Here is a 21,759-nt window from a genome sequence, read left to right on the forward strand (position 1 = left end):
GGCGACGCCCACGCCACCGCGCAAGTGCTGGTGATGATGCTGCCGATGCTGCAGGCCCGCGGCATGACGACCTTCGGCGACGTGCTCGAGGAGACCCGCAAGCACGGCCGCCTGCTCGAAGATCTGAACTGAGGCGGCCCCGGCAGAGCGCGAGCGCGCCCTGCCCGTCTCAGGCGGGGCCGGCGAGGTCGCCTGTCAGCCCAGAACCGTCTTCATCGCGGCCTCGAGCTTGTCGACCAGCTCGCCCACCTGATCGTCGCTGAGGATGAAGGGCGGCGCGAGAAGGATGTGATCGCCATTGGCGCCGTCGATGGTGCCGCTCATCGGGTAGCAAATCAGCCCCTCGGCAAAGGCTGCCTTCTTGAGCTTTCCGGCCACGCCCCTCGACGGGTCGAGCGGCGCCTTGGTGTCGCGGTCCGACACCAGTTCGATGCCGAGGAAAAGACCCCGGCCGCGGATGTCGCCGACATTGGCGTGTTGGCCGAAGCGCTCTTCGAGCGCGCCGCGCAGCATCGCGCCCACGGGCGCCACCCGCTCGACCAGCTTGTCATCGACCAGCCGGTCAAGCACCGCGTTGGCCCCGGCGCAGGAGGTCGGGTGGCCAAGATAGGTGTGGCCGTGCTGGAAGAAGCCCGAGCCGTTCTCGATCGCGGCATAGATCTCGGCCGAGCACAGCATCGCCCCGATCGGCGCATAGCCCGCCCCCAAGCCCTTGGCGATGGCGCAGATATCGGGCGCCACGCCGTCCTGCTCACAGGCAAACAGCGTTCCCGTCCGGCCCATGCCGCACATGACTTCGTCTAGGATCAGAAGGATGCCGTTCGCGTCGCAGATCTCGCGGATGCGCCTGAAATAACCGGGCACCGAGGGCACCGCCCCCGCCGTCGCGCCGACCACCGGCTCGGCCACGAAGGCCATGACGTTCTCGGCGCCCAGCTCGGCGATCTTCTCCTCGATCTCGAGCGCCAGCCGTTCGCCGTACTGCTCTTCGGTCTCGCCCGGGTGCTTGCCGCGATAGGCGTAGCAGGGCGAGACGTGGTGCACGTCGATCAGCAGCGGCGCGAAGGGCTCGCGGCGCCAGATGTTGCCGCCGGTCGCCAACGCGCCCAGCGTGTTGCCATGGTAGCTCTGCCGCCGCGCGATGATGTGGCGGCGCTTGGGCTCGCCCTTCTCGAGATAATACTGCCGCGCAAGCTTGAGCGCCGATTCCATCGCCTCGGAGCCGCCAGCGACCACGTAGACCCGGTCAAGCCCTTCCGGTGCCAGAGAAATCAGCCTATCTGCGAGGCGCTCCGCCGGCTCGGAGGTGAAAAAACCGGTGTGCGCAAAGGCCACTTGCCCGAGCTGTGCCTGCATCGCGGCGACCACCTTCGAATCGCTGTGCCCGAGACAGGACACCGCCGCCCCGCCGGATCCGTCGAGATAGGCCTTGCCATCACAGTCATAGAGGTAGGCACCCTCGCCATGCGAGACCATCGGCGGCAGGGATTTCGTGTGACGCGGGAAAATATGCGACATAGCTGATCATCCTCATGCATGACGCGTGGTAAGCCATCGGCAATCTTGCCCTGTTTGCATCCGCGCGCAGATCTGGGCACTATCATCAGCACAATTTCAATCAAGATCACAGGGAGAACGATCTGATGAAAACCACCCTCTTCGGCGCCGTTGTCACCGGCGCGCTCGTCATGGGCGCGGCTGCCAGCGCGCAGGACCAGCAGTTCATCTCCATCGGCACCGGCGGCGTGACCGGCGTGTACTACCCGACCGGTGGTGCGATCTGCCGTCTGGTGAACCGCGACCGCAAGGAGCACGGCATCCGCTGCGCGGTCGAGTCGACCGGCGGTTCGGTGTACAACATCAACACCATCAAGGCCGGCGAGCTCGAGTTCGGCGTGGCCCAGTCCGACTGGCAGTACCACGCCTATAACGGCAGCTCGCAGTTCTCCGACAACCCGTTCCCCGAACTGCGCGCGGTGTTCTCGGTCCACCCCGAGCCCTTCACCCTGCTCGCCCGCGCCGATGCCGGCGTCGAGAAGTTCGAGGACATCGCCGGCAAGCGTGTGAACGTGGGCAACCCGGGCTCCGGCCAGCGCGCCACCATGGAAGTGGTCATGGACGCCTTCGGCATCTCCATGGACGACCTCGCGCTCGCCACCGAGTACAAGGGCTCCGAGATGGCCCAGCAGCTCTGCGACGGCAACATCGACGCGATGATCTACACCGTGGGTCACCCGGCGGCGGCGATCCAGGAAGCCACCACCACCTGTGACGTGAAGCTCGTGGACGTGGTCGGCGAGCCGATCGACACGCTCGTGGCCGACAACCCCTATTACCGCGTCGCCACCATCCCCGGCGGCATGTATGCGGGCAATGACGAGGACACCACCACCTTCGGCGTGGGCGCGACCTTCGTGACCTCCTCCGAGGTGCCGGAAGACGTGGTCTACGTGGTCTCCAAGGCGGTGATGGAAAACATCTCGGACTTCCAGCAGCTGCACCCGGCCTTCGCAAACCTCGACCCGGCGCAGATGGTCCAGGACGGCCTGTCGGCACCGCTGCACCCCGGTGCGGAAAAGGCCTATCAGGAACTGGGCCTGATGGAATAAGGGGATCTTTCCCTGCGGGCGCCCTCTTTCGGGCGCCCGCGAAAAGCTTTGAAGTTGCGCGAAGAAAACAGCGCAACCGCCTCTCATAAAACAACATATCCTTTCAACAGGGGGACAGGCGATGGTCGATCAGCCGTCAACGGAACGCACTGCCGACGACATGGTGGCGGAGGCCGATACCGGCGCGCGCAACCCGGTCAACTGGCAGGGCACGCTCATTATCGGCACCTGCATCGCCTGGTCGCTGTTCCAGCTCTACATCGCCTCGCGTATCCCCGGCATGCTGGCGCAGGCCACCGGCCTGAGCATCTTTGCCAACATCGTGGCGCAGGCCCGCTTCGTGCACCTCGCCTTCGCGCTGGCGCTCGCCACCATGGCCTTCCCGCTGACCAAGTCCGCCCCGCGCGACCGCATACCCGCCTATGACTGGGCGCTGCTGGTGCTCGGCGTGTCGGCCTGTCTCTACCTCGTGGTCTTCCGTTTCGAGATCGCCAGCCGCCCCGGCCTCTGGAGCACCACCGACATCACCATGTCGGCCATCGGCATGATCTGCCTGATGATCGCGGTTTACCGTTCGCTCGGCCTGCCGCTGGTGATCATTGCCTGCATCTTCGTGGCCTTCGCCTTCTTCGGCGGCTACTCGGAATGGGCGCGCAACATCACCAATTACGGCGGATCGTCACTGAGCAAGGCGCTCGGGCATTACTGGATGCAGACCGAAGGCGTGTTCGGCGTGGCGCTCGGCGTCTCGACCGCGATGATCTTCCTCTTCGTGCTGTTCGGCGCCCTGCTCGACCGCGCCGGCGGCGGCAACTGGTTCATCCAGGTCGCCATCGCGCTGCTTGGCGCTCTGCGCGGCGGCCCGGCCAAGGCCTCGGTCCTGTCCTCGATGATGACCGGCATGATCTCTGGCTCGTCGATCGCCAACACCGTGACCACCGGGACCTTCACCATCCCCCTGATGAAGCGCATCGGCTTCCCGGCCGAGAAGGCCGGCGCGGTCGAGGTCGCCTCGTCGACCAACGGCCAGCTGACCCCGCCGGTGATGGGCGCGGCCGCCTTCCTGATGGTCGAATACGTCAACATTCCGTATATCGACGTGGTCAAGCACGCCTTCCTGCCGGCGGTGATCTCCTACATCGCGTTGCTCTACATCGTGCATCTCGAGAGCCTGAAGATGGGTCTCAAGGGGCTCGACAAACCGGGCCGGCGCATCGGCGTGCTGATGATCATGATCCTGTTCCTGTCGGGCTTCATCCTGCTCGGCGTGCTGACCTTCCTGATGATCGGACTGCGCACCCTGCTCGAGCCGATCATGGGCAACTCGATTTATGCCGCCGTGGCTCTGGTGGCAGTGCTCTACCTCGTGCTGCTGAAGATCTCGGCCAGTTTCCCCGAGATCAAGGAAGACAAGGACACCGACGCGCCGCCGACCGCACCGCGGCTGACGCCGACGCTGATCGGCGGGCTTTACTTCGCCATCCCGATCTTCATCCTGGTCTGGAACCTGATGGTGCGCACCGACACGCTCGATCGGCTGTCGCCGGCGCTCTCGGCCTTCTGGGCCACCTTCTTCATGATCATCATCGCGCTCACCCACCGCCCGATCAAGGCAGCCTTCCGCGGCCATGACGTGGGCTCCGAGGCGCGTGCGGGCTGGGCCGATTTCGTGCAGGGCCTGATCCTCGGCGCGCGCAACATGATCGGCATCGGCGTCGCCACGGGCGCCGCCGGCATCATCGTGGGCACCATCTCGCTGACCGGCGCGCACCAGGTGATCGGCACGGTGATCGAGGTGATCTCGGGCGGCAATCTGATGGTGCTGCTGATCCTCGTGGCGGTGCTCTCGCTGATCCTCGGCATGGGGCTTCCGACCACCGCGAACTACATCGTGGTCTCGTCGCTGATGGCGCCGGTGATCATCAGCGTCGGCGCGCAGGTCGGCCTCGTGGTGCCGCTGATCGCGGTCCACATGTTCGTGTTCTATTTCGGCATTCTCGCAGACGACACGCCACCGGTGGGCCTGGCCGCCTATGCGGCGGCGGCGATCTCGCGCGGGGACCCGATCAAGACCGGCCTTCAGGGCTTCGGCTACGACATCCGCACCGCGCTGCTGCCGTTCCTGTTCATCTTCAACACCGACCTGTTGCTGATCGACGTGAGCTTCGGTCACGCAATCTTCGTGTTCTTCATATCGCTTCTGGCGATGTTGCTCTTCGCCGCCGCGACGCAGGGCTATTTCATCGCCAAGTCGCGGATCTGGGAGAGCGTGGTGCTGCTCTTCATCGCCTTCATGCTGTTCCGGCCGGGCTTTTTCCTCGACATGGTCGAGGAGCCCTATGTCTCGGCCTCCGGCGGCGCCGCGATCGAGCTGATGTCTCAGGAGCCCAACGGCGCGGACATCCGGGTGATGATCGAGGGCCCCGATTTCGACACCGGCCAGATGCGCCCGACCACCGTGGTGATCCCGGCGGTCGCGGGCGATGGCGAAACGGCGTTGTCCGACCAGGGCCTGACGGTGATGGAAGAGGATGGCCGCCTGCTGCTCGACGAGCCCTTCCCCGGCACGCCGCTCTTTGACCAGCTCGGGACCGAGTACGACTACTACGGCGACAACCCGGTGGTGATCTCGGCGGTCGAGGTCGAGAACGAGCGCATCGCAAAGGAATGGTTCTTCATTCCGGCGCTGCTGCTGCTGGCGGGGGTGGTGATGATCCAGCGCCCGCGCGCCACGCAACCGGCCTTCTGAGGAGGAGAGGCAATGTACCAGACAATCCTGCTGGCGGTAGACGTCAACGATCTGCCCGAATCCGGCCACGTGGCCGAGGCGGCGGTGCGCATGGCCAGGGAAGAAGGCGCGACGCTGCACGTGGTCAACGTCATCCCCGGGTCGGGGATGGCGATGGTGGGCTCCTTTCTCGGGCCCGAGCAGGCCAACGCCATCAAGACCGAGGCCCGCGACAAGCTCACCGCGTGGGCGAAGGAGGCGATCCCGGAATACCTGCTTGGCAAGCTGAAGGTCACGCAGGGCACGATCTATCACGAGATCATCAAGGCGGCTCAGGAGCTGAGCGCCGAGGTCATCGTGGTTGGCGCCCACCGCCCGGCGCTGAAGGACTACCTCGTCGGCCCCAACGCGGCGCGCGTCGTGCGCCACGCACCGCAGACCGTGCTGGTGGTGCGCTAATCCGATCCGCCTCGGTCCGTCGCGCGCAGGCGGCGGGCCGGGTCAGATCCGCGCCACCACCACCGCGTAGCTGCAGGGCGCGTCGCTCTCGTTGACGAAGCTGCACCGCCGTGGCGCGCCCAGCGTCAGGCAATCGTCCGGGCCCAGCCGCCACACCTCCTTGCCCTCCTCGAAGGTCAGCTCGCCCGACTGCACCCAGATGCTCTCCATCAGGAAGCCGAAGCTCTGCGGCGGAAAGCTCACCCGCGCGCCCGCCGGAAGCGTCACCTTGACGATCTCGAGCTTGCGCCGCCCGGGCTCGGCCCGCGGTGTGAGAACCTCGCGGACATAGCCGGTCTCGGGGTCCTGCCAGACCTCGCGGTCCTGCGCCCGCGACAGGCGCGAGCCGCCAGTCACCGGCTCGGCGAGCATCTCCGACATGGTCATACCGAAAGCGCCCGCAAGCCGTCCGATCACCGCCGCCGTGGGGCTGCTCTCGTCGGCCTCGATGCGATGGATCATTGCGCGCGACACGCCTGCCCGCTCCGCAAGCTCGGTCAGCGACCAATCGCGCCGCTTTCGCTCATCCTGTATCTTTCGGGCTAGACCTGTGCTCATGGCGTCTAATATATTAGACAAATGCTTCCCGATCCAAGCCTTTCCTCCGCCGCCCCGCAAATCGACGACGCCTCAGAGGCGGACCTGCCGGGCATTCTCGAGATCTACAACGACGCCGTGCACCACACGCTGGCGATCTGGAACGAGACGCCGGTCGATCTCGCCAATCGCCTTGACTGGTGGCAGGCGCGGCGGGCGCAGGGCTACCCGGTTCTGGTGGCGCGCGACGCCGATGGCGCCGTGCTGGGCTATGCCAGCTTCGGCGACTGGCGCCCCTTCGAGGGCTTCCGCCACACCGTCGAGCATTCGGTCTACATCCATCCCTCGGCGCGCGGGCGCGGCGTGGCCCGGGGGCTTATGACGGCACTGATCGAACGAGCCCGGGAGGCCAGCAAGCACGTCATGGTGGCCGGCATCGAGAGCGGCAACGCCGCCTCCCTCGCGCTGCACCGCAGGCTGGGCTTCACCGTTACCGCAGAGATGCCGCAGGTCGGCTGCAAGTTCGGCCGCTGGCTCGACCTCACCTTCATGCAGCTGGCGCTCGACGCGCGGGAGGTGCCGGAATGACCCTGCTCGTGACGCTGCTGCTGCTGGCCACCGCCGGCACCGCGCTTGTGCTGCAGAACGCGTTGATGCTCGAGGCGCGCACCGTCTCGGGCTCGATCTGGGTGGCACTGTGGCTGAACTCTGCAGTGGGCCTCGTGGTGCTGAGCGTCACCGCGCTTGCGGTCGACGGGCCCGAGGCCTTTGCCCGGCTGGCCACAGGCCGCTGGTGGCTGTTCCTCGTGCCGGGGCTTCTCGGCACGCTCTTCGTCTTCGCGAGCCTGACGGGCTATGCGCAGGTGGGCGCCACGCTGACGATCTCGGCGCTGGTTGCCTCTCAGGTGGTGGCGGGGCTGGGCTTCGACACGCTGCGCGGAACCACCGTGGCCCCGGCCCAGATCCTCGGGCTGGTGCTTCTGGTCGCGGGCGTTGCGCTCGTGGTGGGCGCGCGGAACTGATCCGGCAGCGCGACAGGCGCCGCGCTCAGAGCAGCAGCAGCACCAGCAGCTGCGGCGCGAAGATCCGCAGCCCCATGACCAGCGGGTAGACCGTGGCATAGGCCACCGAGGCCGCCGGCGACTCGTTCTGCGCATTGGCAAAGGCCAGCGCCGGCGGATCGGTCATCGATCCCGCCAGCACGCCGCAGAGCGACAGGTAGTTGAGCCCCAGCACGAAGCGCCCGATCACGCCCACCGCGATCAGCGGCACCAGCGTGATCGTCGCGCCGTAGAGCACCCAGGACAGGCCATCCCCGGTGATCAGCGTGTCGAGGAAACGGTCACCTGCCTTCAGCCCGACGACAGCGAGGAACAGGATGATGCCGAACTCGCGCAGGGCATGGTTGGCGGCCGGCGGCATCACCCAGGTGAACGGCCCCCAGCTGCCCAGCCGCCCGAGCAGGATCGCCACCACCAGCGGGCCCCCGGCAAGCCCGAGCTTCAGCGGCGCCGGCAGGCCCGGTACGGCGATCGGGATGCTGCCGAGGATCACCCCCAGCACGATGCCGAGGAAGACGCCCGGGAAATCCACCCGGTCGAGCCGACGTTTCTCGTCGCCGAGGATGCCGCGCACCTTCTGGATCATGTCGCGCGGACCGACCACGGTGACGATGTCGCCGAACTCGAGCGTGCCGTCGCCCTGCGCCGGGATCTCCAGACCGGCCCGCATGATCCGCGACACCGAGACGCCGTAGCTTTCCTCGAGCCGCAGCGAGCGCAGCCGGTGCCCCGAGGCGGCGTTGTCGGTGACGAGGATGCGCGCCCAGGACAGCTCGGTGCCCTGGGTCGAAAGCTTGGTCTCCGATTCGACGCCGAGCACCAGCCGCATCGCCTGCAGCTTCTCGGCCGGGCCCACGAGGTGGAGGATGTTGCCCACCGCCAGCACCGTGTCGCGCTGCGGCACCATTAGCTCGCCGCTCTTGCGCATCCGCGAGCGCACCACGCCGGCATCGAACAGCCCAGGCACCTCGCCCAGCGTCAGCCCGTCAAGGTTCTCGTTGCGCACCACCACGTCGAGCGAGGGCAGCGTGCCCGATCCCTTGCGGCGATGGGCATCGTAGGCGCGGGCCTCGGCGGGGATGTCGACCCCGGCTGCGAAGCGCACCAGCAGCATCGCCAGCAGGATGCCCACGATGCCGAACGGATAGGCCACCGCGTAGCCCAGCGAGGGCGTGGCCACCGCATCGGCCCCGGCCCCCATGTCCGCCAGCGCCTGCGTTGCAGCGCCAAGCCCCGGCGTGTTGGTCACCGCGCCCGACATGATGCCCACCAGCGCCGGCACGGGAATGTCGAAGGCGTAATGCAGCGCCACCGTCACCGCCACGCCCAGCAGCACGATCGAGGCCGCCAGCGTGTTGAGCTGAAGGCCCGACTTGCGCAACGAGGCGAAGAAGCCCGGTCCGACCTCGATGCCGATGGTGAAGACGAAGAGGATCAGGCCGAACTCGCGCACGAACTCCATCATCTCGGGGTTGAAATGAACCCCGGTCCGCGAGGCGATGTCGCCAAGCGCGATGCCCGCGAACAGCACCCCTCCGATGCCAAGCCCGACGCCGCGGATGTTGAGCTTGCCGAGGAGCAGCCCCATCACCCCGGCCAGCGCCAGCGCTATGGTGGCCTGCGCCACTTCTCCCAGTCCGAACACCGTGCCGGTCATGGTCCTGTCCTCTCGCAATCGGCACGTCGCGCGGTGCCTTGCTGCCCTTCTCGACCCGAGAGGCGAGTGCAGGCAATGCTTTAGATCAAAAAATGATGTTTGCGCAGGGACCTGCCCGGCAACCGGGCCGATCTGCCCAAGCGCAAGGCGCGCGGGCCCGGGCGGCGAACATGCCCGCACCGCCGGGCGGACCGCCAATTTGATGGTTTCGCCCGCCCACGCCCTTCGCTATACGGAGCCCGTTTTGGATCTCCAAAAGGACAGGTGAGCTATGGCAAACGTGGTCGTCGTGGGCGCCCAGTGGGGCGACGAGGGCAAGGGCAAGATCGTGGACTGGCTGTCGAGCCGGGCCGATGTGATCGCCCGTTTCCAGGGGGGCCACAACGCCGGCCATACCCTGGTGATCGACGGCACCGTCTTCAAGCTCAACGCGCTGCCTTCGGGCGTGGTGCGGGGCGGTAAGATGTCGGTGATCGGCAATGGCGTGGTGCTCGATCCGTGGCACCTCGTGAAAGAGATCGCGACGATCCGCGAGCAGGGTGTCGAAATCACCCCCGAGACGCTGATGATCGCGGAGAACACGCCGCTGATCCTGCCGATCCACGGTGAGCTCGACCGCGCCCGCGAAGAGGCCGCCGCCAAGGGCGCCAAGATCGGCACCACCGGTCGCGGCATCGGCCCGGCCTACGAGGACAAGGTCGGCCGGCGCTCGGTGCGGGTGGCGGATCTCGCCGACCGCGCCACGCTGGAAAGCCGCGTCGATCGCGCGCTGACCCATCACGACGCGCTGCGCAAGGGCCTCGGCATGGAGCCGGTCGACCGCGAGGCGCTGATCGAGCAGCTGCTCGAGATCGCCCCCGAGGTGCTGCAATATGCCGGCCCGGTGTGGAAGGTGCTCAACGAGAAGCGCCGCTCCGGCAAGCGCATCCTCTTCGAGGGCGCCCAGGGCGCGCTGCTCGACATCGATTTCGGCACCTATCCCTTCGTGACCTCGTCGAACGTGATCGCGGGGCAAGCGGCCACCGGCACCGGCATCGGCCCGGGCGCCATCGACTTCGTGCTCGGCATCGTCAAGGCCTACACCACCCGCGTCGGCGAAGGCCCGTTCCCGACCGAGCTTGACGACGAGGACGGCAACCGCCTCGGCACGCGTGGCCACGAGTTCGGCACCGTCACCGGGCGCAAGCGCCGCTGCGGCTGGTTCGATGCGGTCCTGGTGCGCCAGACCTGCGCCACCTCGGGCGTCAACGGCATCTCGCTGACCAAGCTCGACGTGCTCGACGGGTTCGAGAAGATCAAGATCTGCACCGGCTACGAGCTCGATGGCGAGGTGCTCGACCACCTGCCGATCGCCGCCGACCAGCAGGCCCGCTGCACGCCGATCTACGAAGAGATGGATGGCTGGAGCGAGTCGACCGAGGGCGCGCGCTCGTGGAACGACCTGCCCGGTCAGGCGATCAAGTACGTGCGCCGCATCGAGGAACTGATCGGCTGCCCGGTCGCCATGCTCTCGACCTCGCCCGAGCGCGAGGACACCATCCTCGTCACCGACCCGTTCGAGGACTGATGGCGCTTTCCCACAAGACCCGCAAGCGCCTGTCGCTGCTGCTTCTGGTGGTCTGGCTGCCGCTCTACATCGTGGCGGCGGTCAGCATCGTCAACGCGCTCGACCGCCCCTCCATCGTGGTCGAGCTGCTGGTCTACGTGGTGCTCGGCTTTCTCTGGGCGTTGCCGTTCAAGTTCATCTTCAAGGGCGTCGGCCAGCCCGATCCGGATGCGCCGCGCCCACCCGAGGACCCACCCGAGGACAAGGGCTGAAGCCCGCGCCCAGCGTGACCGAGACCTGAAACGCCGCCCTCTCGGGGCGGCGTTCCGCTTTGCACGGGGAAGCCGGGCCCTGCGAGGCCCGGTCAGCGCCAGACCTGTCCCGGCACGGTCACGTCGCCAAGTGTCACCGCCTGGCCCGTCACCACCTGCGTGAACTGAGCCATATCGACATTGCGTCCGGTGACGATCGTCGCCGTGCGTCCCGGCGCGGCGATGCGCCCCGCCAGCAGCGCCCCGACCCCCACCGCCGCGCCGCCCTCCGCGACCAGCCGATCCTCGAAGTACAGCGCCTGCATGGCGCGATAAATCTCCGCCTCGCTCAAAAGCACCACCTCGTCGAGCAGCGCCCGGCAGAGCGCGAAACTGTGGCGGTTCTCCAGCCCGATGCCACCGCCAAGGCTGTCCGCGAGGCTCTCGACCTCCTCGACCGGCACTGGCCGCCCGGCCTCCAGCGAAGCCTGCATCGCCGCGCCGCGCTCCATCGAGACGCCGACAATCCGCAGCCCCGGGCTGAGGGTCCGCGCCGCCAGCGCCACCCCGGCGGCCAGCCCCCCGCCCGAGAGCGGGATGATCAGCGTGTCGAGATCGGGCAGCGCCTGCAGGATCTCGAGCCCGATGGTGCCCTGCCCGGCGATGACCTGCGGATGGTCGAAGGGCGGGATGTCGGTGAAGCCCTCCTCGCGCACCAGCCGCGTCGCCTTGAGCTGCGCGTCATCCTGGCTGCGACCGATCAGCCGCACCTCCGCGCCGAGCGCGCGGATGCCCTCGACCTTGGTGGCCGGCACCAGCTCCGACATGCAGATCACTGCCCGCAGTCCACGCGCGCGGGCGGCGTAGGCCACCGCCCGCCCGTGGTTGCCGGTGGAACAGCAGGTCACGCCCCGCGTGGAATCAGGCAATTGCGCGAGCGCATTGAGCGCACCGCGCAGCTTGAAAGCCCCCATCGGCTGGCAGGTCTCGAGCTTCAGCCACAACGGATGCCCGAGCCGCTCCGTCAGCGCGGAAGGCAGCAAAGGCGTCGCGTCCGCCTGCCCGCGGATGCGCTGCGCGGCGGCAAGGATGTCGGCCATGTGCGGCCGTTCCGGCAAGCTCTCGGCCATGCGTCCTCCTGTCGTCCGGGGCCTCGGTCGCAGCATCGCGCAATCCGAGCGGATGACAACCCGTTCCGTGTCGGGAAACGCTCCGCGACAGACCCGGAGATCCGCAGCCGGGCGCGACGCCAGAGATGCGTAGAGCGCGAGGTGACGAGGGTGATCTTACCGGCCGGTTGGCAAGCGCCGCACCGCCGTCCAAGCTCGGGAACTGGCCATCGTTAGCGCAGCGATGCCGCCCTCCTCCCGAAGGACGTCTGCGTTTCGTCGCGGGACCCGGACGACCAGCGCCCGGATCCCGCCTTCATGCGGGGCGGGACGATGCCCCGCATGTCTCAGTGCTCGTGCTCGCCCATCGGGCAGTCGCCCTCCTCGGCGAGGCAGGCGTCCGAGCGTAGCTCGAGCCACATTGCGTTCAGCACCGCGAAGAGCGCGGCCAGCGGAAGCCCCAGAAGCCAGGCGAAATACCACATGTCGTGTCTCCCTTTCTCAGTAGACGCTGTGCGAATTGGCGGTGACGTCGTCCTCGGTGACCTTGCCCCAGAGCACCTTGTAGACCCACGAGGTGTAGGCGAGGATCAGCGGCATGAAGATCGCGGTGACCACCAGCATGATGAAGAGCGTGCGGTGCGAGCTCGACGCATCCCACACGGTGAGCGAGCTGTCTGGATCGACGGTCGAGGGCAGGATGAACGGGAACATGGTCAGCCCCACCGAGGCGATGATCCCGAAGATCCCGAGCTTCGACCACAGCAAAGTCGAGACCTCGAACCCTTCGCGCAGGCCCCGCACCGCCATGGCGATGCCGACAAAGCCCATCAGCGGCGCGATGGCAATCCACGGGCGTTCGGCATAGGCAGAAAGCCAGCTGCCGCCGCGCGCGACCTCGGAATAGAGCGGATTGGACGGGCCATTGGCGACAACCTCGCTCGTGAACGCGAAGCCATCGACCCCGAAGGCCAGCCACAGCCCCGCCAGCGCATAGGCGCCCGCCGCGACCATGCCGGCCACGGTGCCAATGGCGCGGGCACGGATCGCGACCATGCCGTCGGTCTTGAGCGTCAGCCAGGCCGCGCCATGCATCAGCAGCATCGACAGCGACACCACGCCCGAGAGCAGCGCGAAGGGGCGCAGGAGCCCGAGGAACTTCATCGCGAAGTTGCCGTCATACATCGGCATCAGGTCCGGCGTCAGGTGGAACGGCACGCCCAGAAGGACGTTGCCCACCGCCACGCCGAAGAGCAGTGCCGGCACCGCGCCGCCGGCAAAGAGCGCCCAGTCCCAGCACGTCCGCCAGGTCGCGCTATCGCGCTTGGAGCGGTACTTGAACGCCACCGGGCGCACGATGAAGGCGGCCAGCACCACGAACATCGCGAGGTAGAAGCCAGAGAAGCTCACCGCGTAGAGCGGCGGCCAGGCGGCGAAGATGGCGCCGCCGCCGAGGATGAACCAGACTTGGTTGCCCTCCCAGACCGGGCCCACGGTGTTGATCGCCACGCGGCGCTCGACGTCCGAGCGGGCGACGAAGGGCAAGAGTGCGCCCACGCCCATGTCGAACCCGTCGGTGAGCGCGAAGCCGATCAGCAGCACGCCCAGAAGCGCCCACCAGATCACGCGCAGCGTGTCGAAATCGATCAGTTCATAGAGGATCATGTCGCTTACTCCGCGGGGTTGGTGGCAAAGGGGCCCTGCCCGTCATGGGTCCGCAGCCGGTGTTCGTGGCGCGCCTGCCAGGCCTCGGTCTCGGGCACGTCCTGGAACGGGCCCTTGCGGATGTATTTCACCATCAGGCCCATCTCGATGACGAAGAGCATCGAGTAGAAGATCAGGAAGCCCGCCAGCGTGATCAGCAGATCGGCGATGCTCAGGTGCGAGGCGCTGAGCGCCGTCGGCAGAACGCCGTCGACCGTCCAGGGCTGGCGTCCGAACTCGGCCACGAACCAGCCCAGCTCGGCGGCGATCCACGGCGTCGGGATGATCGCGACGGCGGCATAGAGCGACCAGCGCGGAAAGCGCATCCGGTAGAACGACGCCCGGATGAAGAAGAACACCATCACCGCGATGAAGCTGAAGCCGAGCGCCACCATCAGGCGGAAGGCCCAGAACAGCGGCGCGACGCCGGGAATGGTATCCTCCGCCGCCATGGCGATCTGGTCCTCGGTGGCGTCGCGCGGGTCGTCGACATAGCGCTTGAGCAGCATGGCATAACCCAGCGTGTCGGAATGCGCCTCGAAGGTCTCGCGCACCTCCGGCGGCGTGGCGTCGCGCTGCTCGCGGATGGTCATCAGCGCGTCATAGGCGATGAGCCCCTCGCGGATCATCTCTTCCGAGCGCGCCTCGAGCTCGTTGATGCCGGGGATCTCGGTGGTCAGGCTGCGCGTGCCGATCAGCCCCATGACCCAGGGGATCTCGATGGCATAATGGGTCTCGCGCGCCTCCTGGTCGGGAAAGCCGATGGCGGTGAAGGGTGCGGGGGCCTCGTGGGTCTCCCACATCGCCTCAATGGCGGCGAGCTTCATCTTCTGGGTGTGGCTGGCCGAGTAGCCGGACTCGTCGCCCAGCACCACGACCGAGAGCGCTGCGGCCAGACCGAAGGACGCGGCCACCGCGATCGAGCGGCGGGCGAGATCCTTGTGTCGGTCCTGGATAAGGTAGAGCGCCGAGACGCCCAGCACGAAGACCGAGGCGGTGACGTAACCGGCCGAGACCGTGTGCACGAACTTGGCCTGCGCCACCTCGTTGAACAGCACCTCGAAGAACGAGGTCATCTCCATGCGCATGGTGTCGGGGTTGAACTCCGCCCCCACCGGGTTCTGCATCCAGCCATTGGCGATCAGGATCCACAGCGCCGAGAAGTTCGAGCCGATGGCCACAAGCCAGGCCACGATGCAATGGGCCACCTTGCTGAGCTTGTCCCAACCGAAGAAGAACAGGCCCACGAAGGTCGCCTCGAGGAAAAAGGCCATCAGCCCCTCGATGGCGAGCGGCGCACCGAAAATGTCGCCGACATAGTGCGAGTAATAGGACCAGTTCATGCCGAACTGGAATTCCATGGTGATGCCGGTGGCGACGCCGAGAACGAAGTTGATCCCGAACAGCGTGCCCCAGAATTTCGTCATCTGCCGCCAGATGGGGCGGTTCGTCATGACGTAGACGGTTTCCATGATTGCCACGAGGATCGACAGACCCAGCGTCAGCGGCACGAAGAGAAAGTGATACATGGCTGTCAGCGCGAATTGCAGGCGCGACAGCTCGACCAGCCCGATCTCCATAATTGGACTCCTTGGCAGTTATTCCGCATCCAAGATGCGAATTATCTGCCGTTATATTCCGCATCTCAGATCCGTATTTGATCCCGATCAAGTTCCGCATCACGGATCCGGGATCCCAGCCGCGTCAGGCCGTCGCAGGCGTGAGCTGCAGACAGCTGTCGGCGCAGGACAGTTCCGCCGCGCGATGCGCCGCCATCAGGATCGCGGCCTCCGGCAAGGCGGCGCGGATCCCCGCCATCACCGCGCGGGCGGTGGCATCGTCGAGCCCCTCGGTCGGCTCATCGAGCAGCAGCAGCTGCGGGCGCCTCAGCAGCGCGCGGGCCAGAACCAGCCGCCGCGCCTCGCCGCCCGAAAGCCCGGCGCCGCGGAATCCGAGCCGCAACGCGAGCCCGCCACGCCCCCGGATGGTCCCGGCGAGACAGACCTGTTCCAGCGCTTGCCAAAGCGTCTCGTCACTGGCCTCGGGCGCAGCAAGGCGCAGGTTCTCGGCCACGCTGCCCGCGATCAATGCATGGCGCTGCGGCACCAGCGCGATACTGCGCCCAAGGCTGTCTTGCGACCACGCGCCGACGGGTCGCCCGCCCCATGACACGCCGCCCTCTGAGGGCTCCAACGCCCCGGCGGCCAGCAACAGCAGCGTGCTCTTGCCGCTGCCGCTCGGCCCTGCCAGCGCCAGCGTCTCGCCCGGCGCCACGCTCAGGTCGACCGGCGCAAACAGCGCAGCCCCCGAGCCGCCACGGCGATAGCCGACGCCTCTCATCTCGAGCACCGCGGCGCCCGGCACGCCCTCTGCGCCGCGCTCCTTCGAGGCCTGCGCCGAGACCGCGGGCAGCACCCGCCGCGCGGCCTGAACCATGCCGCCGATCTCGGCCAGCGCCCGGCGCACCGGGGCCACGGTCTCGGCCAGCGCCAGCGCTGAAAAGACCCCGATTGCCGCCTGCGCCGCGCTGATCTCGCCCGTCTGCACCAGTCTCACGCCAAGCCCGAGCGCTGCAGCGGTCAGCGCCGCCCCGATCAGGTCGAGCCCGAGGCCGGTGCCCCGCTGGATCCGGTCGAGTCTCCGCGTGGCATGAGAATGGCGCAAGATCGCGCCGTGCACATGCGCCGCCATCGCCTCGAGCCGGCCATACATGGTGAGGTCGTCGCGCCCGGCGACCAGATCGATGAGCCGGGTCCGGCAGGCCATCATCGCCGCCTCGACCTGCCGAGAGGGCTTGCGCGCGATGCGCTGCCCGATCAGGAACACCAGCGTCGGCAGGATCAGATAGCCCAGCCCCACCACCAGCGCCACCGAGGGGTGTACCAGCCACCAGAGCAGCAGCCCGGACAGCGCGATCACCGTCCAGCCCGCCAGCGCCGGCAGCACCAGCCGCAACAGCGCGCCGTCGAGCGCATCGATGTCTGCGGTGACGCGGTTGAGAAACGCGTTGGCGCGCAGCTTCTCAAGCTCGCGATGCGGCCTGGTGAGCAGCCCCTCGAGCAACCGGATGCGCAGATCCGAGAGCGCCCGCAGCGTGGCATCGTGGGTCAACACCCGCTCGCCATAGCGCGAGGCGGTGCGCCCGAGGGCCAGAAAGCGGACCATGGCGGACGGCGCGAAGACGTTGAACAGGATGCCAAGCCCAGCCATCCCGGCGGCAGCCGAGCCGGTGATGAACCAGCCCGACAGCCCCAGAAGTCCGACGCCCATTGCCAGAACCGCGACCGTCAGAAGCAGGCCAAGAAGGAAGGACTTCCTCTCACTTTTCAAAATGATGACAATAATTTGCACGAAAGACCTCATGCATTACCTCCGATTCCGGCAGCAATCGTCACCTCGCGCGACAGCCGCGCGGCGAGGGCCGGATCGTGGGTCGCGATGACCAGCGTGCCGCCGGTTCTGGCGAAATCCAGCAGTGCTCCGGTGATCGCGGCCGCCGTCTGCGCATCGAGATCGGCGGTCGGTTCGTCGGCGAGGATCAGCCCCGGCGTGCCCTGCAAGGCCCGCGCCAACGTCACCCGCCGCGCTTCGCCGCCGGACAGCCCCGCGCCGCGTTCGCCCAGCACCGTGCCAAGCCCGCGCGGCAGGGTGTCAAGCACTGACCCGAGCTGCGCCGCCTCGAGCGCGTCGGGTGCCACCGGCGCGCCGAAGCCGATATTGTGGCGCAGGCTGCGCCCGAGGAAATGCGGCGCCTGCGGCATCCAGCCGATGCCGCCGCGCCATGCGTCGGCGCTGGCCGCATCGAGCGGTGCGCCATCGAGCGTGATCGCACCCTCGTCGGGGCGCTCCAGCCCTGCCATCAGGCGCAGGAGAGTGGACTTGCCCACCCCGCTCGGGCCCGTGATCGCCACAGTCTCCCCGGGCGCGACCTCGAGCTCGGGATAGTCGATGCCGCGGTGGCGCAGCCCGCTCAGCCGCAACACCGGCAGCGGCCTCGCCGACGGCATCACCGCTCCGCGACCGAGCCGAGCAAGACGCGTTTCGTCCCGCCACGCGTCGATCTCGGCCAGCACCGCGTCAGCGCCTGCCTTGTCGTGCCAGGCGGCGGCAAGGTCGCGCAGCGGCTGGAAGAAGTCCGGCGCCAGAAGCAGCAGGAAGATCCCCGACGCGGGCGACAGCCCGGCGCCCCAGCCGCCCCAGCCCAGCTCTCCCAACAGCGTGAAGCCGACCCAGATCGCCACCATCGCCACGCCAAGCGCCGAGAACAGCTCGAGCACGGTCGACGACAGGAACGCGATGCGCAACACCGCCATGCTGCGCTGGCGCAGGCCGTCCGAGGCCTCTGCGAACCCCGCCACCAGTGGCCCCCCGGCACCGATCAGGCGCAGCTCCGAGAGCGCCGCCAGCCGGTCGACAAGCAGGTCGCTGAGCGTACCGATCTCGACCATCTGGCGCTCGCTCGCGGATTTCGCCGCCCACCCGACGAGCGCCATGAAGACCGGGATCAGAGGGCCGGCCAGCAGCAGGATCAGCGCCACGGCCCAGCTGTGCCAGAGCGCAATGGCGAGGATCACCAGCGGCATGACGGTGGCGCGCAGCCGCGCCGGGCGGTAGCGCATCAGGTAGGGTCGCAGCGCCTCGAGCTTCTCTCCCGCCAGCGCCGCCAGAGCCCCGGCCCCGCCAAGGCGCGCGGCATCGGCAGCGCTCGCCTCACGTGTCACGATCTCCTCGCGCAGCGCGACGATCCGGGCGTCTGCGGCCTCCGAGAGCGCCCGCTGGGCCACCCCGTCGAGCACGGCGCGCAGCGCGGCCATGGCAAGAAATGCGCCTGCCGCCGCGAGCGCGGGAACCTGCGCCGGATCGGTCAGAAGACCGCCCAGCACCCACGCCACCACCGCCGCCTGCAGCGGCCAGACCAGCGCAGGCAGCAGCGCCAGCCGGACGCCGAGCGTTTCGGCCTTGTACGTGGCAGGACGGGAAGACGGGCTGGCGGAGGTGGTCATAGGTATAATCCGTATTCGAGATGCGGATTTATCGCCCTCAGGGCCCGCCGTACTTGATCTGGCTCAAGGAAATTCTGCATTCTGATCACAAGATAGGCACCGTGACGAAGGAGGACGTCATGCGGCTCACCACCCGTACGAACCTTGCGGCCCGGATCCTGATGGCCTGCGCGGTGAACCCCGACCGGCGGCTCCGCACGGCCGAAATCGCCGACCTGTGCAATTGCTCGACCAACCACGCCGCCCACGTGGTCCAGCGCCTGCATGCCGAAGGCTATCTCGAGGCGCAGCGTGGGCGCGCCGGCGGCATTCGGCTGGCGCGTGCGGTGCCGCAGGTGTCGATCGGGGCGGTGTTCCGCCTGTTCGAATCAGAGATTCCCTTCGCCGAGTGCTTCGACGCAGACACCAACAGTTGCCCGCTTGTCGGCACCTGCCGCCTGCGAAGCTACATCCGGCGCGCGCTCGAGGCGTTCTACCACGAGCTCGACCTCGTCACGCTCGACGATCTGGTGCGCGGCAATTGCGGGCTCACGGAATTGCTGGCCCTGCACCCGGCCCCACCCCGAGACTGCGTGCCCGGGGCCTAGCTCGGACGCCGGGCTTCGGCATGGGATGGGGTGGGGTGGGATGGGATCGGATGAAGCTTGCCGGTGAGGCAAGGTGCGAGCGCAGCCTGAAGGGCCGTTTGCCAAAACGGAAAGCCTGGGGGTCAGTCTGCGAACTGCGCCCGCATCGAAAACTATGCCAGTTTGAGATCCCCGCGTCGTCAGCGCGATCGGGCCATCTCGTCTGGTTTTGTGACGGCGCTCCTGCGCGCAACCGCATCCCTCGCGTCGGGCCTGGCGCTGAATCGCGTCAATTGCCCGGACTGCATTGACTGCCAGACACTGTCTCTTACACCGGTGCCATCCGCTTCTTCAGGCGCTGAGGATCCACCAAAAGTCTATCGTTTCAAGAAATTAATCAGCGCCCGCAGCGCGGGCGGGGTCTGGCGGCCACTGGGGTGAAAAAGGCAGACAGCGTCGAAGGGCGGCGTCCAGTCCTCCAGCACCGCTTCCAGCTTTCCTGAGGCGATATCGGCGGCCACATCCTCTTCCATGTGCAGGCTGACGGTCCTGCCATCGCGCACGAGCGCCAGCGCGAGATCGACCGAGATGCAGATCAGCCCACCCTCGACCCGCTACCGCAGCTCACGCCCCTCTTTCTCGAACTCCCACGGGCTGATCCTGCCACTGCTGAGATTGTGATAAGCGACACAGCTGTGCTGCTTCAGGTCCCGGGGATGGATCGGGCGGCCATGGCGCTCTTAGTAGTCAGGCGCGGCCACCACGAGATGCCGAAACGGCGGGCCGACGCGGACGGCGACCGTGTCCTTTTCCACGTCCTCGCCAAAGCGCAGCCCGGCGTCGAACCCGTCGGCCACGATGTCCTGCAGCTTGTCATCGACGGTGACCTGCACGGTAATCCCCGGATGCGCCGCAAGGAAAACCGGCAGGCGCTGCGCAAGGAAGGTCGACGCGATCCGGTGCAAGGTCGTGAGCCGCACGATCCCCTCGGGCGCATGGCGGAAGACGGAGAGGTCCGAGAGCCCCTCGTCGATCTCGGCCGGCGCCGGGGCAAGGCGGTCCAGGAGCACCGCGTTGCGTCAGCGCACCGTTGCAGGCCTGCAGGTTTTTGATTTGGGTGCTCGACGGAAAGGCCTTGCGACGGCCTCCCAGCTATACCGATGATCTACCAGATACGTCCCTCGCTGAGCCTTGGCGCAACGAAGCCGCTAGGCGAGCAGACCGTGGCCACGACGCACCAGCTCTGCAAAACTCTGACACCGAAAGAAAAATGGCGCACCCGAAAGGATTCGAACCTTTGGCCTCTGCCTTCGGAGGGCAGCTTAACCGAGCGTTACCTCGTTAGTTCACAGCCCCACCAAAAGCGCCCACACCGGCGAATACCACTGTTTAACAACTAGGTACGCGTCATTGGTAGCGATCGGGTTCTGAGGTGTCAATGCTCTTAAACTTGCGGCATTAAAGTGCCTAGTGTGCCAGTTTCGTGCCAAGACGGACGTGCAAGGGGGAACTTAGCACCGCCCATTCTATGATTGGCCGCTCGAAAAATTGCGACGTTTTTCTCGTACTGCGCAGTGGGACAACCAACTTAAACCAACTCCGCCTCACCGTCGATCTGTTGCGAACCTGAGCGAGTTGACCGGGCTAGCCTATGGCATGGCCGACCACGCGAAGCTGTGCCGACGCCGGGATCGATCGGAAGCGTGCCACAGCCGCCGTTTGCTCGTCACCTCTGATGCAACGATGGCGTTGTTGGACAAATCAGCTGGTGACCGCAGTCCCCCTTTCCCCAGACACACCTATCCTGCGGCCACGGTCATCGGGATGCCGAGAGCCGTGAAGCGGTTCATGACCGCCGCGCGGATCTGGACCTCTGCCACTTGGCGGTCGAAGTCCCGTGACATCAGCCGCTGGCCGAGCTGCTTCACGCAGTTCATTTTCGTTTCGACCCGGCTGCGGCGGTGGTACCCGCTCCAATTCCGCCAGAGCGCCCTGCCCAGGTGCTTTGACGCCCGCAGGATTTCGTTGCGCGCCCGGGCTCCGGCAGTGTCCGGCTCCCATGGCCTCGCGGTCCGCCTCGGCGGAATGACCGCTGCCGCGTCACGGGCGGCGATGGCATCGTGGCAGGCGCGCGTGTCGTAGGCGCCGTCGGCCGTCACCGTGGCGATCTCCTCCTCCGCCGGAATCTGGGCGAGCAGATCTGGCAGCATCGGCGCATCGCCGACATTGCTGGACGTGACCTCGATGGCCCGGATCTCCAATGTTTGCTCGTCGATCCCGAGGTGGATCTTGCGCCACACACGCCGTTTCGAGCCGCCATGCTTGCGCGTGTGCCACTCGCCTTCGCCCTCCACCTTGATGCCGGTGCTGTCTACTAGCAGTGAAGCGCCCCTTGGAGCCGCGATACGGGATGCTGACGTCCAAGTCTTCTGACGACGTGACAGCGTGCTGAAGTCAGGACGGACCACCCCAGCCCGGACAGTTCAGCAG

At 67.2% G+C, this 21,759-nt stretch carries 17 protein-coding genes and 2 pseudogenes; 8 read left to right on the forward strand and 11 right to left on the reverse strand.

Features of this window, described 5'->3' with window-relative positions; genetic code table 11:
• Positions 1-195: 195 nt before the first annotated feature.
• Positions 196-1,518: an aspartate aminotransferase family protein gene (locus R2601_RS18575; protein WP_007801137.1), complete on the reverse strand. Its 1,323-nt coding sequence runs from the start codon at positions 1,516-1,518 to the stop codon at positions 196-198.
• Positions 1,519-1,643: 125 nt separating this feature from the next.
• Here R2601_RS18575 and R2601_RS18580 point away from each other — a divergent pair, with 125 nt between their 5' ends.
• From R2601_RS18580 to R2601_RS18590, 3 genes are all read left to right on the forward strand, one after another.
• A complete protein-coding gene (locus R2601_RS18580; RefSeq protein ID WP_007801138.1) occupies positions 1,644-2,609 on the forward strand; it encodes a TAXI family TRAP transporter solute-binding subunit in 966 nt (321 codons plus the stop codon).
• A gap of 121 nt (positions 2,610-2,730) precedes the next feature.
• Positions 2,731-5,358 (forward strand): TRAP transporter permease, encoded by a 2,628-nt coding sequence (locus R2601_RS18585; RefSeq protein ID WP_007801140.1) that lies wholly within the window; start codon positions 2,731-2,733, stop codon positions 5,356-5,358.
• 12 nt (positions 5,359-5,370) lie between these two features.
• Positions 5,371-5,796 (forward strand): universal stress protein, encoded by a 426-nt coding sequence (locus tag R2601_RS18590; protein ID WP_007801141.1) that lies wholly within the window; start codon positions 5,371-5,373, stop codon positions 5,794-5,796.
• A 42-nt stretch (positions 5,797-5,838) separates the two neighbouring features.
• Here the strand turns inward: R2601_RS18590 and R2601_RS18595 are convergent, their stop codons facing one another.
• Positions 5,839-6,393: a helix-turn-helix domain-containing protein gene (locus tag R2601_RS18595; protein WP_050768423.1), complete on the reverse strand. Its 555-nt coding sequence runs from the start codon at positions 6,391-6,393 to the stop codon at positions 5,839-5,841.
• 21 nt (positions 6,394-6,414) lie between these two features.
• On the opposite strand from R2601_RS18595, the gene R2601_RS18600 reads away from it, so the two are divergent.
• Both R2601_RS18600 and R2601_RS18605 read left to right on the forward strand, forming a co-directional pair.
• Positions 6,415-6,960, forward strand: coding sequence for a GNAT family N-acetyltransferase (locus tag R2601_RS18600; RefSeq protein ID WP_007801145.1), 546 nt, complete (start codon positions 6,415-6,417; stop codon positions 6,958-6,960).
• Positions 6,957-7,394 (forward strand): DMT family transporter, encoded by a 438-nt coding sequence (locus R2601_RS18605; RefSeq protein WP_007801147.1) that lies wholly within the window; start codon positions 6,957-6,959, stop codon positions 7,392-7,394. The genes R2601_RS18600 and R2601_RS18605 overlap by 4 nt, the downstream gene beginning before the upstream one ends.
• A 25-nt stretch (positions 7,395-7,419) precedes the next feature.
• Here the strand turns inward: R2601_RS18605 and R2601_RS18610 are convergent, their stop codons facing one another.
• The gene (locus tag R2601_RS18610) at positions 7,420-9,090 is read right to left on the reverse strand and encodes a putative transporter (RefSeq protein ID WP_007801149.1); all 1,671 of its coding nucleotides are present in this window, start codon (positions 9,088-9,090) and stop codon (positions 7,420-7,422) included.
• Positions 9,091-9,361: 271 nt separating this feature from the next.
• Here R2601_RS18610 and R2601_RS18615 point away from each other — a divergent pair, with 271 nt between their 5' ends.
• Positions 9,362-10,657, forward strand: coding sequence for an adenylosuccinate synthase (locus tag R2601_RS18615; RefSeq protein ID WP_007801151.1), 1,296 nt, complete (start codon positions 9,362-9,364; stop codon positions 10,655-10,657).
• Complete coding sequence (locus tag R2601_RS18620) at positions 10,657-10,908, forward strand: DUF2842 domain-containing protein (protein ID WP_007801153.1); 252 nt, start codon at positions 10,657-10,659, stop codon at positions 10,906-10,908. The genes R2601_RS18615 and R2601_RS18620 overlap by 1 nt, the downstream gene beginning before the upstream one ends.
• Positions 10,909-11,000: 92 nt before the next feature.
• On the opposite strand, the gene eutB is transcribed toward R2601_RS18620, so the two are convergent.
• From eutB to cydD, 6 genes are all read right to left on the reverse strand, one after another.
• A complete protein-coding gene (gene eutB, locus R2601_RS18625; protein WP_007801154.1) occupies positions 11,001-12,017 on the reverse strand; it encodes a hydroxyectoine utilization dehydratase EutB in 1,017 nt (338 codons plus the stop codon).
• A gap of 326 nt (positions 12,018-12,343) precedes the next feature.
• Positions 12,344-12,481 carry a cytochrome bd-I oxidase subunit CydX gene (gene cydX / locus R2601_RS18630; RefSeq protein WP_007801155.1) on the reverse strand — a complete coding sequence of 46 codons (138 nt, stop codon included), beginning with the start codon at positions 12,479-12,481 and terminating at the stop codon, positions 12,344-12,346.
• Between the two features lie 16 nt (positions 12,482-12,497).
• Positions 12,498-13,661 (reverse strand): cytochrome d ubiquinol oxidase subunit II, encoded by a 1,164-nt coding sequence (gene cydB / locus R2601_RS18635; protein WP_007801156.1) that lies wholly within the window; start codon positions 13,659-13,661, stop codon positions 12,498-12,500.
• 5 nt (positions 13,662-13,666) lie between these two features.
• A complete protein-coding gene (locus tag R2601_RS18640) occupies positions 13,667-15,280 on the reverse strand; it encodes a cytochrome ubiquinol oxidase subunit I (RefSeq protein ID WP_007801158.1) in 1,614 nt (537 codons plus the stop codon).
• Between the two features lie 124 nt (positions 15,281-15,404).
• Positions 15,405-17,051: an amino acid ABC transporter ATP-binding/permease protein gene (locus tag R2601_RS18645; RefSeq protein ID WP_254656067.1), complete on the reverse strand. Its 1,647-nt coding sequence runs from the start codon at positions 17,049-17,051 to the stop codon at positions 15,405-15,407.
• Between the two features lie 8 nt (positions 17,052-17,059).
• Positions 17,060-18,703 (reverse strand): thiol reductant ABC exporter subunit CydD, encoded by a 1,644-nt coding sequence (gene cydD / locus R2601_RS18650; protein WP_007801162.1) that lies wholly within the window; start codon positions 18,701-18,703, stop codon positions 17,060-17,062.
• A 119-nt stretch (positions 18,704-18,822) separates the two neighbouring features.
• On the opposite strand from cydD, the gene R2601_RS18655 reads away from it, so the two are divergent.
• Positions 18,823-19,290, forward strand: a complete 468-nt coding sequence (locus tag R2601_RS18655; protein WP_040544915.1) for an RrF2 family transcriptional regulator — start codon at positions 18,823-18,825, stop codon at positions 19,288-19,290.
• Between the two features lie 356 nt (positions 19,291-19,646).
• Here the strand turns inward: R2601_RS18655 and R2601_RS27440 are convergent.
• Positions 19,647-20,339: pseudogene (locus R2601_RS27440) on the reverse strand (LysR substrate-binding domain-containing protein).
• Between the two features lie 729 nt (positions 20,340-21,068).
• A pseudogene (locus R2601_RS18670) lies at positions 21,069-21,759 on the reverse strand (IS5 family transposase); the annotation flags it as partial.

The organism is Salipiger bermudensis HTCC2601 (assembly GCF_000153725.1).
Taxonomy (GTDB): Bacteria; Pseudomonadota; Alphaproteobacteria; order Rhodobacterales; family Rhodobacteraceae; genus Salipiger; species Salipiger bermudensis.